We start from the raw sequence: 17,727 nt of genomic DNA on the forward strand, positions 1-17,727 counted from the left end.
CGCCTTTTGCATCCAGCCCACCCTTTCGGGGAGTGGACCGAGACCCCGGTTGCGATGATGCGCACCGGGATCTCGTGCCAGTAAGCGTTGCTTACTTGAGCTCGACCTTCGCGCCAGCCTTCTCGAGCTGGGCCTTGAGCTTCTCGGCTTCGTCCTTGTTCACGCCTTCCTTGACAGGCTTCGGCGCGCCCTCGACGAGGTCCTTTGCTTCCTTCAGGCCCAGGCCGGTGATGGCGCGGACTTCCTTGATGACCTCGATCTTCTTGTCGCCGGCGGCGGCAAGAACGACCGTGAACTCGGTCTTCTCTTCGGCCGGAGCGGCGGCAGCGCCACCACCAGCCGGGCCGGCCACGGCGACAGCCGCGGCAGCCGAAACGCCCCACTTCTCTTCGAGGAGCTTCGCGAGTTCGGCAGCTTCGAGCACGGTGAGGCTCGAGAGGTCGTCAACGATCTTCTGCAGGTCAGCCATTGTTCAGTTTCCTTGAATGTAAGTCTGGTTCGGGTTTGAGTTTTGCGAAGGGCGTCAGGCCGCTTCGCCCTTTGAGGCATAAGCCTGGATGACGCGCGCGAGCTTGCCCGCGGGCGCGTTGGCGAGCTGAGCGATCTTGGTCGCCGGGGCCAAAAGCAGGCCGACGATCTTGGCGCGCAGTTCGTCAAGCGACGGCAGCGAGGCAAGTGCCTTCACGCCGTCGACATTCAGGACGGTCTTTCCCATCGAGCCGCCAATGATGACGAACTTTTCGTTCGCCTTGGCGAATTCGACGGCGACCTTTGGCGCCGCTACCGGATCGTCCGAGGTGGCGATCACGGTCGGCCCCTTCAGCATGGGGCCGATGGCAACGACGTCAGTGCCTTCAAGAGCAATTTTGGCGAGACGGTTCTTCGAGACCTTCACCGAGGCGCCAGCCTGCTTCATCTGCATGCGCAGCTTCTGCATCTGGGCAACGGTCAGGCCGGAATATTGGGCAACGACCGCGACGCTCGTGGTCTTGAAGACCCCATTGAGCTGTTCGACCGCTTCCTTTTTTGCCGCTCGTTCCACAGCAAGCTCTTTCCGGTTGGCGGTCATCGCGAAAGCGGGACCGCCGGGTTGCACCCATCGTCCCGCCCAAACCTGAACCTCAGGGCCAAACCCATCGGACACGCCGGGCAAGACGACAATTCAAAGCCTGCCCTCCGGGAGCCCGTTAGGGCCCACGGCGTGTCGAGGTCCGAACCAAACCCATTCCGCAACCGACCCTAAGGTGGCCACGAAGTGAAATCCGGTCTTCACCCGTCTATGCAGGCCATGCGATTAAGCCGTTGAGAAATCGAAATTCCCCGCGAGCGCCTGCAGTCTTGGACAGGACAAGGTCAGCCGGCGAACCGCCTGACCTCTGCCCGCATCCCACACCCGACGAATTTCCCTCCTTTTCCAGCCAATCCTCACGGACGTCCTGAAAAGGAATGATCTCCATCGCTTGTTTTCGGAATGCGTGCACGAACGCGCCAGCCGAGGCCGGCACGTCCGGAAGCGGTTCTTTAACCGCTCGGGGCCTGCTTGCCAAGAGCAAAATTCACACCAGTTCCAATCCGTTGCCGCTCGCGCTTAACCATGGCCGACAAGGGCCGGCTTCCGCTCATTTGACCTCATAAGGCAGCGGCCTGCCTTCGAAAAACGCGGTCAGGTTCGCCAGCACGCAGTTCTGCATGGCTACGTGCGATTCGAGGGTGTGGCCGCCGATATGGGGGGCGAACACGACATTTGGGAGCGCCGTCAGCGCGTCCGGGGCGTGCGGTTCCTGGTCGTAGACGTCGAGACCGGCGCCGGCGATGGTCTTTTCGGTGAGCGCCACCACCAGGGCTTTCTCGTCGATCACCGAGCCGCGGGAGATGTTGACGACATAGCCGTCCGCCCCGAGGCGCTTGAGGATATCGGCGCTGACGGCATGCTGGGTCTCGGCCCCTGCCCGGACCGCGATCATCAGCACGCTGCACCAGTCGGCGAGCGCCTCCAGCGTCGGGAAATATTGATAGGGCAGATCGTACCTCCTGCGGCTGAAATAGCCGATTTCGCTCTCGAAGGATGCGCAGCGCGCTGCGATCTTGCGGCCGATCTCACCCATGCCGTAGACGCCGATGCGGCGGCCCGGCATCCCGGCCTGCGGGCGCATCATCGGCGAGGGCTTTGACGCGGCCCAATCGCCGCTGCGGACGTACTGGTCGGCAACCAGGATTCGCCGCGTCGTCGCGAGCATCAGGGTCATCGCGATGTCGGCGACCGAGGCCGCATTGGCGCCCGGGCTATGTCCGACCGCAATGTTGCGGGCAACAGCGGCCCTCAGGTCAACACCGTCATAGCCAGTGCCGTAGCAGACGATGGCGCCGAGCTTCGGAAACAGGTCCATCGCCTCCGCACCCAGTGGCGTGCCACCCGCGGTGAGCACCGCGCGGATGCCGCCGAGCTCGTCGGCGGAAAACACCTCGCGCGCAGGCTTGCCGCCGGTGTCGAGCAGCTCGAACCGCTCGGCGAAGCGCGCCATCATCGTCTTGGGAAAGCGCGAGTAGATCAGGACCTTGTCAGTCATTGTTCTTGTTTCCGGTGAACGCCGTCACAAACGACGAGGGGCGGAATCGGTTGCCCAATTCCGCCCCTCGCCTCATGTCGTTTCCGAACCTTAGCCGAGAATGGTGCCCGGCTCGACCTTCACGCCGGGGCCCATCGATGAGGACACCGCAACGCGCTGGATGTAGGTGCCCTTGGAACCGGCCGGCTTGGCCTTGGAGACAGCGTCAGCCAGAGCCTTGATGTTCTCGACCAGTTTTTCCTCGGTGAACGAGGCCTTGCCGACGCCAGCCTGCAGGATGCCGGCCTTCTCGACGCGGAACTCGACCGAGCCGCCCTTGGCGCCCTTCACAGCGCCGGTGACGTCCATGGTCACGGTGCCGATCTTCGGGTTCGGCATCAGGCCGCGCGGGCCGAGCACCTTACCAAGGCGGCCGACCAGCGGCATCATGTCGGGGGTTGCGATACAGCGGTCGAAATCGATCGTGCCGTTCTGCACCTTCTCGACCAGGTCCTCGGCGCCGACGACGTCGGCTCCGGCAGCCTTGGCCTCGTCAGCCTTGGCGCCGCGGGCGAACACGCCGACGCGGAGCGTACGGCCGGTGCCGTTCGGCAGGGTCACGACACCGCGGACCATCTGGTCGGCGTGACGCGGATCGACTCCGAGATTGATCGCGACCTCGATGGTCTCGTCGAACTTCGCTTTCGCGCGTTCCTTGACCATCTTGATGGCGTCCGCGAGCGGGTAAAGCTTTTCGCGATCAATACCTTCGCGGGCTTTGTTCAAACGTTTTCCGATTGCCATGAGCCCTTACCCCGCCACTTCCAGACCCATCGAGCGGGCAGAGCCCTCGACCATCTTCATGGCCGACTCGATCGAGTCGCAATTGAGATCCTTCATCTTTTTCTCGGCGATCTCGCGCACCTGCGCCTTAGTCACCGCGCCGGCCTTGTCACGGCCCGGCGCCTTCGAGCCGGACTGGATCTTGGCAGCCTGTTTGAGGAAGAAGGACATCGGCGGCGTCTTCATCTCGAACGTGAACGAACGATCGGCGTAGATCGTGATCACGACGGGAATCGGAGTATTCTTCTCTTCCTTCTGGGTCTGGGCGTTGAACGCCTTGCAGAACTCCATGATGTTGAGACCGCGCTGACCGAGCGCGGGACCGATCGGGGGCGAAGGATTCGCCGCACCGGCCGGGACCTGAAGCTTCAGGTATCCGGTCACTTTCTTTGCCATGTATCACTCCTGTTGGGCCGGCCTGGGCCGGCGGTTTCAGGTTCGTGGTCTGGGTCAGATGCGGCTGGCAACCACCCTCTCCCTCCCACGGCCTCTTGTTGCGCGAGACCGAAGTCTCGCGCCTACCCGATCAGACCTTCTCGACCTGACCGAATTCCAGTTCGACCGGCGTGGCGCGGCCGAAGATCGACACGGCGACCTTCACGCGCGAGCGCGCCTCGTCGATTTCCTCGACCACACCCGAGAACGAGGCGAACGGGCCATCGGCCACACGCACGTTCTCGCCGATTTCGAACGACACCGACGCCTTCGGCCGTTCCACGCCCTCCTGCACCTGGTGCAGGATGCGCATGGCCTCGGCTTCCGAGATCGGCATCGGCTTGTTTTCCGCGCCGAGGAAGCCGGTCACCTTCGGCGTATTCTTGATCAGATGAAACGCCTCGTCGGTCAGCTTCATCTTCACCAGCACGTAGCCCGGGAAGAACTTGCGCTCGGCGTCGATCTTGCGGCCGCGGCGCACTTCCGTGACCTTCTCGGTCGGAACCAGCACCAGCTCGAACAGCTCCTCGAGCCCGCGCTGCTTGGCCTGCTCGCGGATCGATTCGGCGACCTTCTTCTCGAAGTTCGAATAGGCGTGGACGATGTACCAGCGCTTGTCAGACAATTGAGCCGTTGCTGTTGCCATCAGTGAATGCCCAGAAGGAAGGTGATGAGGACGCGGATGATCTGGTCGGCGGCGAAGAAGAAGATCGAGGCCACGGCGACCATGACGAACACCATGATGGTGGTGATCGTGGTCTCGCGGCGGGTCGGCCAGGTGACCTTGGCGGTCTCCGAGCGCACTTCCTGCAAGAACTTGAACGGGCTGACTGCCATCGTTTGATGTCCAACGTCCGTCGACAGACGCGAATGAATTTCAGGGATCCGAACAGCCGCCGTTGGCCCAGCCCTCTGTCTCGAAGGATGAGCCGGAATCCGGGCTCGATTGTTCGGGGATTTCAAAGCCGCGCCGGAGATCCGCGTCTAACGGGCCGGCTGCGAGTGCGCGGTATCTACTGCGGATGGGGCCAAAGGTCAAGATAGGGAGGGCTGGCGCGAGCAAAACGACCTCCACAGGCGACCGACCAGAGATCAGGCCGATCAAGGGCTTATCTGCCGCCTGCAATCCGCCGTCCCAAGGGGCGCAGCCGGTTCCTGGCAGGACGAGACCACCGGGCCCGTCATCTGCCGCCCCTTTAGCGCCTCCTCAAGGTCAGTCGGCCCGGTCGATCGTCGAAATGCCCGGCAACGGCACAACGAACTTTCCGCCCTCGGCGAAATAGCCGGCATGCTTGGCCCGGATCGGGTCCACGTAGCGCCAGGCGAAGACGACGACGAACGCTGGCTTGCGCTCGTAAAGGGCGGCGGGCGGCAGGATCGGGATGTCGTATCCCGGGCCGGCCATCACGTTCGCCTTCTTGGGATCGTCGTCCACCAGGAAGTCGATCTTGTTCTCCAGGCCGAACTGCGGCAGCAGGGTCGTGGTCCCGACCGAGACGCCGTAGCCGGCCACGAGTTGACCGCGCGCATGGGCGGCATCGGCCATCGCGACCAACTCGTCGCGGATGGCGGCGATCCTCTTCGCGTAGGGCACATAGTAGCCCGGCTGGTCGACGCCGAGCCGATCTTCCTCGGCGATGAAGCGCGCGACCTCAGCGGACGGCTTCTTCGCGCCGCCGGCACGCTGCACCGTCACCCGGATCGAGCCGCCCTTGGTCTCGATGTGCTGGACGTCGATCACTTCCATGCCGAGCCGCGCGAAGAAGCGCGTCAGCGGCTTGATGTTAAAATACGACAGATGCTCGTGATAGACGGTGTCGAGAAGGTTCTTCTCAGTGACGTCGAGGCCATACTGCGTTTCGAAAACGAACAGCCCGTCCGGCGCAAGCACGTCGCGAACCCCGATCACCAGCGGGTCGAGATTGTCGACATTTGCGATCATGTTGTTGGCGATCACGACGCTGGCCGCGCCGTGGCTTTGCAGGATGCGGCGACCAATGGCATCGGTGAAGAAATCGCCGATGGTCTCGATTCCCGCTTCCGTCGCACGCCGCGCGATGTCGACGGCGGGATCGACACCCAGCACCCGCATGCCGCGCTCCCTGAAGAAACCGAGCAGCGATCCGTCGTTGCTGCCGAGCTCGACGACCAGCGAGCCCGGCGCGACGGCGAACCGGCTGACGACGTCGTTGGCATAGCCTGCGAAGTGCTCCCGCAGGCCAAGCGAGAGCGAGGTGGTATAGACGTAGTTGCGGTACTGGATCTCCGGATTGCCGACGTGGAGAATCTGCAGGTGGCCGCAGTCTGCGCACAGGTGCAGCGCCATCGGCACCGCGGCGCGAAAGACAAAATCGTCGGCGCTTGCATCCGGCACCTGGAAGTTCGGGGTGCCGATGGGCATGCCCGCCATCGGGACGACAAGCTCTTGCTTGTCCGAATGACAGAGGCGGCAGGTATGGCGCACGTAAAACAGGTTGTTCATCGTAGGACCGTAAAACGGAGACATGCGAGCGGGTGAGGCAATCTCACCCCGTGGTGATCAGATCGACGGCACCGCCTCAGGACGCCGGATATTCCGCGCCACCGATGATGAGGTCGATCGCGGCCATCATCCAGAACTGATGCGTGGTCTCGACGATGTTGTAGCTGCGGCTGTCGACGTAATAATTGACGTCGCCGAGATTGCGCAGCGGATTCTCGGCGTTCATGCCCGACAGCGTGATCACATCGAGCTTCATCGCCCGCGCCTGCGCGACCGCATTGAGAATATTCTTCGAGCGTCCCGACGAGCTGATCGCGACGAGGCAATCGCCGGCGCGGGCGCTCAGCCGCACAGCATGCGCAAGCCAGTCCTCGAAACCGTAATCATTGGCAAGACACGACATCATGCTGGCATCGCTGAAGCAGAGTGCGGGCACCGATGCGTTCTTCGCCAGATCGATCGCGAGATGGGAGGCGATGCCGGCCGAGCCTCCATTGCCGATGAAGATGACTCGGCCGCCCTGCTCGCGCGCGCGCAACCAAGCCGTGCGGGTGGCGGAAATCCTGGCGAAAACCCCGTCGTCAACCGCCGTCGCGCGATGGAGGCGCCCCACATAATCGTCGAGGAAGGCCTTGTGATCGGGATTGATGGGCTCCACAGGCATGGGTTGGCAGCTCGACGGCAACATGGCGCCCCTGATACCGGCTATCACCAGCGATTGCAAAGCTATATTACCATCGAAGTCGACCAACAGCCGATTCGGTTTCCACCTTCACTCAACATTGGCGGGCCTGTTTCGCTGGGCATTCGCATCACGGATGTTCCTATGAAATGCATCGTTACCGGTGGCGCGGGCTTCATCGGCAGTCACCTCGTCGACCGCCTCCTCGACGACGACCATGAGGTCGTCGCGCTCGACAATTTCGTGATCGGACGCCCCGAAAATCTGGCCTCGCGTGTCGATTCTGGTCGACTGAAGATCGTGCGGGCCGACGTCACCGAACTCGAATCGATCAAGCCGCATTTCGACGGCATCGACTGGGTGTTTCATCTCGCCGCGCTGGCCGACATCGTCCCCTCGATCGAGTCCCCGATCCCGTATCACCGCGCCAATGTCGACGGCACGGTCAACGTTCTCGAGGCTGCACGGCAGGCCGGCGTCAGCCGCTTCGTTTATGCTGCGTCGTCCTCCTGCTACGGAATTCCCGATGTCTATCCGACGCCGGAGAGCGCTGAGATCCGACCGATGTATCCTTATGCCCTCACCAAGAATCTCGGCGAGCAGTGCGTCATGCACTGGTGCCAGGTCTACAAGCTGCCCGCGGTCGCGCTGCGCCTGTTCAACGTGTACGGGCCGCGCCATCGCACCACGGGCACCTACGGCGCCGTGTTCGGCGTGTTCATGGCGCAGAAGCTCGCCGGCAAGCCCTTCACGGTGGTCGGCGACGGCGAACAGACCCGCGACTTCACCTTCGTCAGCGATGTCGCCGATGCTTTCGTGACCGCCGCGCGCTCCGAGGTCTCGAACGAGATTTTCAACGTCGGCTCCGACAACACCTACAGTGTCAACCGGCTGGTTGAGCTTCTCGGCGGCGACAAGGTCCACATTCCCAAGCGTCCCGGCGAGCCCGATTGCACCTATGCCGACATCACCAAGATCAAGCGGATCCTGAAATGGACGCCGAAGGTAAGATTTGAGGACGGGGTCGCGACGATGCTGAATTCGATGGATCAGTACAAGGACGCTCCCCTGTGGACAGTGGACAAGATCGCGGACGCCACGAAGGACTGGTTCAAATATCTCGCAGACAACAACGACGCGCCATCCGGCGCGCCGCAGAAGGCAAGCCAGTGAACAGGTTCGCCGGGTATCGTTGCCGCGAATCGATCAATTCCGGGCCGCCCGGCTGAGGCCGGCCGGCGCTTTAGGTAATTCACATGGGCTATATTCCGACCGACAATCCCGCGTTGAACGACCAACTGGCGGAGCACGAAAAGATCAGGACAATCGAGGAACTGGGCGAGATCGCGCGCTCCGCGCAAGCGCGGGGCCGGAAGGTTGCACTCTGCCATGGCGTCTTCGACCTCGTGCATCTCGGCCATATCAGACACATCCAGGCGGCGCGCAACGACGGCGACGTCGTCATGGTCACGATCACCGCCGACCGTTACGTCAACAAGGGACCCGGTCGGCCGATCTTCCCCGAAAACATGCGGGCCGAGATGCTGGCCTCGCTCGCGACCGTCGATTGGGTCGGCATCAATCACACTTCCAGCGCCGAGCCGATCCTGGATACGGTGCGGCCGGACATCTATGTGAAGGGGTCTGACTATGAAAACCCCGAAGACGACGTAACCGGCAAGATCCGGACCGAGCGCGACGCCGTCGAGCGTCACGGCGGGCGCATCGTGTTCACGCGCGACGTGACATTCAGCTCCTCGTCGCTGGTGAACCGGTATTTCGACATCTACGATCCTCCCCTCCGCGACTACCTGCAAAAAGTCCGTGAAGGTGGCGGCGCCGATCGCCTGCTGAAGCTGATCGACAAGGTGCAGGACATGCACGTCGTGCTGGTCGGCGACACCATCATCGACGAATACCAGTACGTCACGGCGCTCGGAAAGGCCTCGAAGGAAAACATCGTCGCCACGCTGTTCAAGAGCGGCGAGCAATTTGCGGGCGGCGTCATTGCCGCGGCGAACCATGTCGCGAGCTTCTGCAAGTCGGTGGAGGTCGTCACGACGCTTGGTGGCAACGACTACCCTGAGGAGTTCATTCGGGCGCATGTCCGCCCGAACGTCACGTTGACGCCGATCCGCCTTCAGGGCCGTCCGACGACCCGCAAATCGCGGTACGTCGAGCTCGGATATCTGCACAAGCTCTTCGAAGTCTACACCATGGACGACACGCCGCTCGACGAGGCCGATCGGAAGGAGATCGACCGTATCACGACGGAGCGCGTCCGTGGCGCGGACGTGGTGATCGCCACCGATTTCGGTCACGGCATGATCGCGTCGAGCACGATCGACACCCTGATCGCCAACTCCAGATTCCTGGCGGTCAATGCCCAGAGCAACAGCGGCAATCACGGCTACAACCTGATCACGAGGTATCCGCGGGCCGACTACATCTGCATCGACGCGCCGGAGGCGCGTCTGGCTGCAAGCGACAAGTTCAGCGACATCGCGTCCGTGATCGAGGCCGGCTTGCACGGCAAGATCGACTGCGACAACATGATCATCACGCACGGCTCCTTCGGCTGCTACCCCTTCTCGTCGAAAACCGGCGTCACGCGCGTCCCCGCCTTCACCAAGACCGTCGTCGATACCGTCGGCGCGGGCGACGCCTTCCTAACGATCACCGCGCCGCTGGTTGCCGCCGGCGGCAATATCGAGGACGTCGCCTTCATCGGGAACGCAGCCGGCGCGATCAAGGTCGGGATCGTCGGCCACCGCAGCTCGGTCGAAAAGGTGCCGCTGGTCAAGTTCGTCACCGCGCTGTTGAAGTAGCGCGACGGCAGATACTGGAGAACGACAGTGATTGGTCGAAAATGGAATGTGATGGTCACCGGTGGTGCCGGCTATGTCGGTAGCGTGCTGGTTCCCCAGTTGCTCGCTGCGGGCCACAAGGTCACCGTGCTCGACCTGTTCATGTATGGCGAGGACGTGTTCGATGCCGTCCGCGACAATCCCAATTTGCGCCTGATCAAGGGTGACATCCGTGACGAAGCCGCGATCAACGAGGCCCTGCGCGGCAACAACGCCGTAATCCACCTCGCCTGCATCTCCAACGACCCGTCGTTCGAGCTGGACCCGGGGCTCGGCAAGTCCATCAACTACGACTGCTTCCGGCCGATGGTGCGCGCCGCCAAGAAGGCTGGCATCAAGCGCTTCATCTATGCCTCCTCGTCCAGCGTCTACGGAATCAAGGACGAAGCCGAGGTGACCGAGGACCTGTCCTGCGAGCCGCTCACGGACTACTCGAAGTTCAAGGCGATGTGCGAGACCGACCTAGCCGACGAGGCCGCGTCCGGGTTCGTCGCCTGCACGGTTCGCCCCGCCACCGTCTGCGGCTACGCACCGCGACAGCGGCTCGACGTCGTCGTCAACATCCTGACTAATCTCGCGGTTAACACCGGCCGCATCCGCGTGTTCGGCGGAACGCAGCGCCGGCCCAATTTGCACATCCAGGACATGTCAGCCGCTTATCTGTTCCTGCTCCAGCTGGATGACGCAAAGATCGACGGCAAGACGTACAATATCGGCTACGAGAACCACTCGCTGATGAAGATCGCCGACATCGTCAAGTCGGTGGTCGGCAGCAATGTCGATGTCGTCGTCGAGCCGACCGACGATCTCCGCTCCTACCACGTTTCTTCGGAGAAGATCCGGCGCGAGCTCGGCTTTGCGCCGTCCCATACGATCGAGCAGGCCGTGTCCGGCCTCGTTGACGCTTTCAAGGCGGGCCACCTGCCGAACTCGCTTAACGACCCCCGGTACTTCAACATCAAGATGATGCAGAACATCAGCCTGAAGTGAGCGGCGTGCGGATCGGCATCGATTTCGACAACACGATCATCTGCTACGACAAGGTCTTTGCCGCCGTCGCACTTCAGCGTGGGCTGGTGCCGGAAGGGTGGGAGGGGCTGAAGACCGACCTACGGGATCATCTCCGGTCCAGCGCGGGCGGCGAGCTCGCCTGGCAAGGACTGCAAGGCTTCGTCTACGGCAAGGGAATTGGCGGCGCCGAAATCTATCCGGGCGTGCGGGAATTCCTGGTGGCGTGCAAGCGGGCCGGCTCGAAGGTCTGCATCGTCAGCCACAAGACCCGATTCGGTCATCAGGACCCCGACCGCACCGACCTGCGCGACGCGGCGCGCGGCTGGCTGCGGGGAGCCGGCCTGATCGACGCTGCGGATGCGGCGCTGGCCGTCGACGACGTCTATTTCGAGCACACACTGGCCGCCAAGGTCGAGAGGCTCGCGAGCCTGAAGCTGGACGTCTTCATCGACGATCTGGTCGACGTCTTCGAGCAACCGCATTTTCCGAAAACCACGCGATCGATCCTGTTCACGCGGTCGGAGCCTCCTCACCCCGAACACTGCAAGCCGATCGCGACATGGGCCGATATCCGCCGCGAGGTGTTTGCAGCATGAGCGAGAGCGACATCACCGCGCCGGATGCGATGGCAATCGGCAGCCGCCTGGCCGGTGCGCGTGTCGCAGACGCCCAGCCGGCACGGTCCGGCGGCAACAACAGGGTTTTTCGGCTGGAGATGGCGGAGGGACCGCCCCTCGCCCTCAAGCATTATCGGTCCGACGGACGCGATCGCCTGGGACAGGAGTATGATGCACTCTCGTTCCTGGCGCGCCACGGCATCACGTCGACACCACGGCCGGTCGCGAAGGACGCGGATGCGTTCTGCGCGCTGTACCAATGGTTCGACGGCGAACCTGCGGTGCTGCGCCCCCAGGGCGACGATGCCGATCAACTCGCCGATTTCCTCATCGGGCTGCAGAAGCTGCGCGACGCCGAAGGCGCGCAGCATTTGCGCAACGCCTCAGCCAGCATCTTTTCGCCAGAAGCGGCCATCGCCCAGTACGAGCAGCGCCTGGACGCATTGAGGCGGGCATTGGATGATCATCCGGACCTGCGCACGTTTATCGAAGGCAGCCTCGTTCCCAGCACTGCCGTCGCGATTCGGCAGCTCCGCCGGCGCTACGCGGAACTGGGCCGGGGTCCCTCGGTGGACCTTGCGCCCACCCATCGCGCGCTGAGTCCGTCCGACTTCGGACTGCACAACGCGCTGCGCGCCGAAGACGGGCGCTTGCGATTCATCGACCTCGAATATTTTGGCTGGGACGATCCGGTCAAGCTCGTGTCCGACACCGCCATTCACCCCGGCAGCGACCTGCCGGAAGCGAGCGCGAATCGCTTGATCGAACGGCTGTCGCGCGCCTTCGAGGCGAGCGATGACGCGTTTGCGATCCGCCTTGACGTACTATATCCTGTGTTCAAGGGAATCTGGTGCCTGATTGTCCTGAACGCGTATTTGCCGGACAGCCGCTCCCGGCGCGCAATGCCTGCGCAAGGTGGCGATGTTAGGATCCGCCTCGCCGGTCAGCTCGACAAAGCCCGCCGACTTCACCAGACGATTCGCCCAACCGATTTACCGAAGTGACCCGGATCTCACCCCACGCTGAAACCGCCCTCGCCTGCACGCTGGATGAGCGCAGCCTCTATCTGCGCCGCCTGGTGCTCGGTTCTGTCCGCTCTGCGGGACGCGGACATGTCGGTCCGGCATTGTCGCTGATCGAGATGGTCCGCGTGCTCTACGACGACGTGCTGCGGATCGATCCGAGCAATCCGCGCGATCCGACCCGCGACCGCGCGATCCTCAGCAAGGGACACGGGTGTCTGGCACTCTATGCGCTCTTGGCCGATCGCGGATTCTTTCCGCTGTCGGAGCTGGACGGTTTCTGCGGCCCCGACAGCATTTTGGGCGGACATCCCGAATACGGAATGGTGCCGGGGGTCGAGGCCTCGACCGGCGCGCTCGGACACGGACTGTCGATCGGTGTCGGCCTGGCGCTCGCCGCGCGCATGCGCGAGCGGACCTACCGTACCTTCGTCCTTCTCGGCGACGGCGAGATCAACGAGGGATCGGTGTGGGAAGCTGCCATGGGCGCGGCCAAGCACGGGCTCGACAATCTTGTCGCGCTGATCGACTACAACAAGCTGCAGAGCTACGGGCCCACCGATTACGTCCTGCCGCTGGAGCCGCTCGCGGACAAATGGCGCAGCTTCGGCTTTGCCGTGCAGGAGCTCAACGGCCACGACGTCGGCGCCCTGCGCACTGTCCTGAAGCAGGTCCCGGCCGTTCCGGGAAAACCCACAGCGATCATCTGCCATACCGTCAAGGGCAAGGGTCTGCCGGCCGCGGAATCCAACGCGGATTGGCATCACAAGAACAAGCTCACCGACAGCGAGCTCGACGCCATCCGCGTCGCCGTCGGGGATTTTTGATCGGCTTCTCATGCGCAACACCGCGATGAACATGGTCCACAAGCTCGCCGCGCGCGACGAGCGTGTGCTCTACATCGGCTCCGATCCCGGCGCAGGTACCTTGCGCGCGATGAGCAAGGAGTTTCCCAAGCGCCACCTGATCGAAGGCATTTCGGAAGCGCACATCATCGGCATGTCGGCAGGTCTCGCGATGGAAGGCTTCGTGCCCTACGTCAACACCATCGCCACGTTTCTGACCCGCCGCTGCTACGAGCAGGTCGCGGTCGATCTGTGCCTGCACAATCTGCCGGTGCGGTTGATCGCCAATGGCGGCGGGCTCGTCTACGCCCCGCTCGGCCCCACCCACCAGGCGATCGAGGATATCGCCATCATGCGGGCGCTGCCGAACATGACGGTGGTCTGCCCGTGCGACGCCGACGAAGCGGCGCGGCTGATGGGGCAAACGCTCGACTGGACCGGGCCGATCTACATCCGGCTCGGCAAAGGTGGCGACGCCGTAGTCTCAAAGGCCGAGCACGGCTTCGAGATCGGCAAGGCCATCCTGATGCGGCCGCCAGGCGACGTCGTCATGATCACGACAGGCATCATGCTCCAGCGGGCACTCGCTGCGGCCGACCTGCTGGCCGCGCAAGGCATTCGCGCCGGCATCCTGCACATGCACACGGTCAAGCCGCTCGACACCAAGGCGCTGCTGCAAGCGATCCGGGGTATCAGGCTAGTGGCGACGCTGGAGGAGCACGTGCCCTCGGGCGGCCTGGGCAGCGCGGTCGCGGAGACGCTGATCGACAAGCTCGGCTCTGGCCTGCCCGCGATGCTGCGGTTGTCGTTGCCGGACCGGTTCATGCACAATTACGGATCGCAGGACTCGCTGCTGAAGAAGCACGGACTTTCCGCCGACGCCATTGCGACCTCGATCGCGCGCGCGCTTCCCGCCTCATACACCTCCTCTCCGCAACTTCATTCCACCTGACGGGTCCCATGCACGACGTTCGATATTCCTATCTGCTCGAGCAATTCTCCGACCCAGCACCGATCCTGGCCGAGATCGGCCGACTGGTGGCGACGGGTGACTTCACTCTGGGCAAGCCGGTCGCGGAATTCGAACGGCGCTTTGCCGAGCTGATCGGCGTGCGTCACGCCATCGGCGTCGGATCGGGCACCGATGCGCTCAAGCTGCCGCTCAAGGCGCTCGGCATCGGCCATGGGGACGAGGTCATCACGGCCGCCAACACCTTCATCGCCACCGTCGGCGCCATCGCCGAGACCGGCGCGACCCCGGTGCTGGTCGACTGCGACGACTCCTTCTGCATGAACGTCGACTACGTCGAAGCCGCGATCACGGAGAAAACCAAGGCGATCATGCCGGTTCAATTGACCGGCGAGGTCACCGACATGGGCAGGCTGATGGCGATCGCCCAGCGTCACAACATCCCCGTGGTCGAGGATTCCTGCCAGGGCATCCTGTCGGAATTCGCGGGAAAGCGGTCCGGCACCCACGGTATCGCGGCCGGCTTCTCCCTGCATCCGCTGAAGAACCTCAACGTCTGGGGCGATGCCGGCGTCGTCGTCACCAACGACGACGGGATGAACGAGCGGCTTCGCCTGATCCGCAACCACGGCATGAAGAATCGCGACGAAATCGCGATTCTCGGCTGCAATTCGCGGCTCGATTCCCTCCAGGCGGTCGTCGGCAACTGGCTGATCGGCCAGACCAGCGAGATCACGCGCCGTCGAATCGAGAACGCGGCCTATTACGATGCAGGCCTCGCGTGCCTGCCCGGCCTGCGCATTCCGCCGCGCCGGCCTAACGTGAAGCACGTCTACCATCTCTACATGGTGTTCGCCGAGCGCCGCGACGAGCTCTACAAACACTGCCTGGACAACGGCATCGAAGCGAAGATCCACTATCCCATCCCGCTGTATCAGCAGGAAGGCCTCAAACACCTCGGCTACGCGCCAGGCACCTTCCCGGTCTCCGACCGCCATGCCCGGGAAGTCATCAGCTTCCCCGTCGACCAGCATCTGACACGGGCGCAGCAGGACCGCGTCATCGAGATCGTTCGGGCGTTCTGCCATGGACGCTGACACCGGCCGCCGGCGCATCGGTTACGTCAATCTTCCCGCCCAATTCGAGGAAGAGCGCGTTGAGATCATGCAGGCGGTCGAGGGCGTATTCCGGCGCGGCGATTTCATCGGCGGCGCGGCCATTGCCAAGTTCGAAGAGGAGCTCACCACTTATATCGGCTCGCCGCATGTGGTGACGCTGAATTCCGGCACCGATGCGCTGATCCTGTCCTTGAGGGCGCTCAACATTGGTCCCGGGGACGAGGTGATTACCCCACCCAATTCGTTCGTGGCATCGACCGCGGCCATCATTGCCGTCGGCGCCAAGCCCGTGTTTGCGGACGTGCTGCCGGACCAGAATATCGATCCCGCCGCAGTTGAGGCCGCCGTCACCTCGCGCACCAAAGCGATCATGCCGGTGCACCTGACCGGACGCATGGCGGACATGAACCCGCTGATGGCGATCGCGGCCAAGCACGCTCTCGCCGTGATCGAGGACAGCGCGCAGGCCGTCGGCTCGACCTATGACGGGCGGATGAGCGGGACCATCGGAACGTTCGGCTGCTTCTCCGCCCACCCGCTGAAGAACCTCAATGCCGCGGGCGACGCCGGCTTCGTCGTCACCGCCGACGCCGAGCTTGCCGCGAGAATTCGCCGCCTGCGCAATCATGGCCTGATCAATCGCAGTGACGTCCAGGAATGGGGCATCGTGTCACGCCTCGACACGGTCCAGGCCGAGGTGCTCCGGATTCGCTTGCGTCACCTGCCCTCTGTCATCGAACGCCGGCGCCGCAACGCCGCGCAATACCGCGCCGAGCTCGCCGGCCTTCCCCTGTTCATCCCGCTTTGTCGCAACATCGAGTTCAACACCTTCCACACCTTCGTCGTGCAGACGGACCGTCGCGATAGCTTCCAAAAATATCTTGCCGACAAAGGTATCGAGACCGCGATCCACTATCCGGTACCGATCCACCTCCAGGAGGCGGCTGCGCATCTTGGCCACGGTCGCGGCGCGTTCCCGGCGACCGAGCGGCAGGCAGATCAGATCCTCACGCTCCCCATCAACCAGTTCCTCTCGACCTCGGACATCAGCTATATTTGCGCGACCGCCCGGGAGTACTTTGCATGACGGACACGGCTTTCCTCGAGGCCGATGAGCAGGCATTGGCGCAACGTTTCATCGATGACGGCTTCGTCACCACGCCGGCCGACGATCGCGCCGGGCTCGACCGGATCCAGCGGCGCGCCGCCGAGCTCGCGGCGGACTTTTTGAAGCTGCCACACGGCAACGACCCCTACGCGATGCTCGACACCATCCACACGCGGGTGAGCGTCGATGATCTCAACGGCCTGCGGCTGCACGTCTTCAACGGCCTCAATGCAGAACCCTGGTTCCGGCCGACCTATTTCCGTCTGGCGCGCTCGACGATCGAGACCATCGTCGGCAACGAACTCTGCATGCAGCGCCGCGTCAATCTCAGCATCCAGCTGCCCGGAGACGATTCGTCGCTCCTCGCCACCCATTCCGACGTCTGGTCGGGCGACTCGCCGTTCGAGGTCGTGGTGTGGGTACCGCTGGTCGACGTCCACCGCACCAAATCGATGTATCTGCTGCCGCCATCCCTGAACGGCGACATGCAGGACCGGATGGCCAGCCTGCGCAGCGCCGAGGAACTCTACCAGACCATCAAGCCGCACGCGACCTTCATCGAGATTCCCTACGGTCACGTGATGCTGTTCAACCAGACCCTGATGCACGGCAATCGCGTCAACGAGGAAGCCGGCTCGCGTTGGAGCATGAACTGCCGCTTCAAGAGCATCATGTCGCCCTATGCGGACAAGCGATTCGGCGAATTCTTCGAACCGATCCTGCTACGTCCGGCGACCCGCGTCGGCATGCAATACAAGCTCCCGGGAGGCTTCCATGGCTGAGCGAGCCGGCCATCGCGGCTATATCGGCGCCCGGCCGCTGAACGGCAGCCGCACCCCGCAGCACGTCCAGAACATCGTGATCCGCGACTACGCGCGGCGGAAGAACCTGCATTATCTGCTCAGCGCCGCCGAGCACACTATGCCCGGCAGCTACATGGTGCTCGAGGACATCCTGGACGAGTTGCCTCGATTGCGCGGCTTGATTCTCTACAGCATCTTCATGCTGCCGCCCGACGAGGCAAGGCGGCGGAAGATCTATGACCGCGTGCTGAGCGAGGGCTGCGACCTGCACGCGGCCGTCGAGGAGATCACGCTGTCCTCGCGCGACAACATTCAGGCCGTCGAGGACATCCTGCTCGTCAACAAATTCGCGACCATCCTGTGACGATGCCGCGGACC

At 63.3% G+C, this 17,727-nt stretch carries 20 protein-coding genes; 11 read left to right on the forward strand and 9 right to left on the reverse strand.

Translation table 11 applies throughout. The annotated features are described in order from the left end of the window. Positions 1-91: 91 nt before the first annotated feature. The 9 genes from rplL to AC0L3A_RS16610 form a co-directional block, all read right to left on the reverse strand. The gene (gene rplL, locus AC0L3A_RS16570) at positions 92-469 is read right to left on the reverse strand and encodes a 50S ribosomal protein L7/L12 (protein ID WP_007602994.1); all 378 of its coding nucleotides are present in this window, start codon (positions 467-469) and stop codon (positions 92-94) included. A 54-nt stretch (positions 470-523) separates the two neighbouring features. Next, positions 524-1,042 (reverse strand): 50S ribosomal protein L10, encoded by a 519-nt coding sequence (gene rplJ, locus AC0L3A_RS16575; protein WP_473254769.1) that lies wholly within the window; start codon positions 1,040-1,042, stop codon positions 524-526. Positions 1,043-1,619: 577 nt separating this feature from the next. Next, a complete protein-coding gene (locus tag AC0L3A_RS16580; protein ID WP_473254770.1) occupies positions 1,620-2,567 on the reverse strand; it encodes a 2-hydroxyacid dehydrogenase in 948 nt (315 codons plus the stop codon). A 90-nt stretch (positions 2,568-2,657) separates the two neighbouring features. Beyond that, positions 2,658-3,350 carry a 50S ribosomal protein L1 gene (gene rplA, locus AC0L3A_RS16585; RefSeq protein WP_007602988.1) on the reverse strand — a complete coding sequence of 231 codons (693 nt, stop codon included), beginning with the start codon at positions 3,348-3,350 and terminating at the stop codon, positions 2,658-2,660. A gap of 6 nt (positions 3,351-3,356) precedes the next feature. Continuing rightward, on the reverse strand, positions 3,357-3,785 hold the full coding sequence (rplK, locus tag AC0L3A_RS16590; RefSeq protein WP_007602986.1) for a 50S ribosomal protein L11: 429 nt from the start codon (positions 3,783-3,785) through the stop codon (positions 3,357-3,359). 130 nt (positions 3,786-3,915) lie between these two features. After that, entirely contained in the window at positions 3,916-4,470 is a 555-nt protein-coding gene (gene nusG / locus AC0L3A_RS16595) for a transcription termination/antitermination protein NusG (protein ID WP_007602985.1), read from the reverse strand. Continuing rightward, complete coding sequence (gene secE, locus AC0L3A_RS16600; protein ID WP_007602984.1) at positions 4,470-4,661, reverse strand: preprotein translocase subunit SecE; 192 nt, start codon at positions 4,659-4,661, stop codon at positions 4,470-4,472. Before secE ends, nusG begins: the two co-directional genes overlap by 1 nt. Before the next feature lie 376 nt (positions 4,662-5,037). Next, positions 5,038-6,330 carry a methyltransferase domain-containing protein gene (locus AC0L3A_RS16605; protein WP_473254771.1) on the reverse strand — a complete coding sequence of 431 codons (1,293 nt, stop codon included), beginning with the start codon at positions 6,328-6,330 and terminating at the stop codon, positions 5,038-5,040. 52 nt (positions 6,331-6,382) lie between these two features. Next, positions 6,383-6,970 carry an SIS domain-containing protein gene (locus tag AC0L3A_RS16610; protein ID WP_354158606.1) on the reverse strand — a complete coding sequence of 196 codons (588 nt, stop codon included), beginning with the start codon at positions 6,968-6,970 and terminating at the stop codon, positions 6,383-6,385. A 162-nt stretch (positions 6,971-7,132) separates the two neighbouring features. Here AC0L3A_RS16610 and AC0L3A_RS16615 point away from each other — a divergent pair, with 162 nt between their 5' ends. The 11 genes from AC0L3A_RS16615 to AC0L3A_RS16665 all read left to right on the forward strand — a co-directional run bounded on the left by AC0L3A_RS16615 (position 7,133) and on the right by AC0L3A_RS16665 (position 17,713). Beyond that, positions 7,133-8,161, forward strand: coding sequence for an SDR family oxidoreductase (locus AC0L3A_RS16615; protein ID WP_473254772.1), 1,029 nt, complete (start codon positions 7,133-7,135; stop codon positions 8,159-8,161). An 83-nt stretch (positions 8,162-8,244) separates the two neighbouring features. Next, on the forward strand, positions 8,245-9,816 hold the full coding sequence (locus AC0L3A_RS16620) for a PfkB family carbohydrate kinase (RefSeq protein ID WP_007602965.1): 1,572 nt from the start codon (positions 8,245-8,247) through the stop codon (positions 9,814-9,816). 27 nt (positions 9,817-9,843) lie between these two features. Further along, positions 9,844-10,845: an NAD-dependent epimerase/dehydratase family protein gene (locus AC0L3A_RS16625; RefSeq protein ID WP_007602964.1), complete on the forward strand. Its 1,002-nt coding sequence runs from the start codon at positions 9,844-9,846 to the stop codon at positions 10,843-10,845. Between the two features lie 5 nt (positions 10,846-10,850). Continuing rightward, positions 10,851-11,462: an HAD family hydrolase gene (locus tag AC0L3A_RS16630; RefSeq protein WP_245286052.1), complete on the forward strand. Its 612-nt coding sequence runs from the start codon at positions 10,851-10,853 to the stop codon at positions 11,460-11,462. After that, positions 11,459-12,487, forward strand: a complete 1,029-nt coding sequence (locus AC0L3A_RS16635; protein WP_219684100.1) for an aminoglycoside phosphotransferase family protein — start codon at positions 11,459-11,461, stop codon at positions 12,485-12,487. Before AC0L3A_RS16630 ends, AC0L3A_RS16635 begins: the two co-directional genes overlap by 4 nt. After that, positions 12,484-13,332 (forward strand): transketolase, encoded by an 849-nt coding sequence (locus AC0L3A_RS16640; protein WP_007602953.1) that lies wholly within the window; start codon positions 12,484-12,486, stop codon positions 13,330-13,332. The genes AC0L3A_RS16635 and AC0L3A_RS16640 overlap by 4 nt, the downstream gene beginning before the upstream one ends. A 10-nt stretch (positions 13,333-13,342) precedes the next feature. Next, positions 13,343-14,302, forward strand: coding sequence for a transketolase family protein (locus AC0L3A_RS16645; RefSeq protein ID WP_007602952.1), 960 nt, complete (start codon positions 13,343-13,345; stop codon positions 14,300-14,302). Positions 14,303-14,310: 8 nt separating this feature from the next. After that, positions 14,311-15,417, forward strand: coding sequence for a DegT/DnrJ/EryC1/StrS family aminotransferase (locus AC0L3A_RS16650; RefSeq protein WP_007602951.1), 1,107 nt, complete (start codon positions 14,311-14,313; stop codon positions 15,415-15,417). After that, complete coding sequence (locus tag AC0L3A_RS16655) at positions 15,407-16,525, forward strand: DegT/DnrJ/EryC1/StrS family aminotransferase (protein WP_219684102.1); 1,119 nt, start codon at positions 15,407-15,409, stop codon at positions 16,523-16,525. The genes AC0L3A_RS16650 and AC0L3A_RS16655 overlap by 11 nt, the downstream gene beginning before the upstream one ends. Next, positions 16,522-17,328 (forward strand): sporadic carbohydrate cluster 2OG-Fe(II) oxygenase, encoded by an 807-nt coding sequence (locus AC0L3A_RS16660; protein WP_007602949.1) that lies wholly within the window; start codon positions 16,522-16,524, stop codon positions 17,326-17,328. The genes AC0L3A_RS16655 and AC0L3A_RS16660 overlap by 4 nt, the downstream gene beginning before the upstream one ends. Further along, entirely contained in the window at positions 17,321-17,713 is a 393-nt protein-coding gene (locus AC0L3A_RS16665) for an LIC12192 family sporadic carbohydrate cluster protein (RefSeq protein ID WP_007602948.1), read from the forward strand. The genes AC0L3A_RS16660 and AC0L3A_RS16665 overlap by 8 nt, the downstream gene beginning before the upstream one ends. The last annotated feature ends 14 nt before the right edge of the window (positions 17,714-17,727 follow it).

Source organism: Bradyrhizobium sp. MI1.3 (assembly GCF_055811695.1).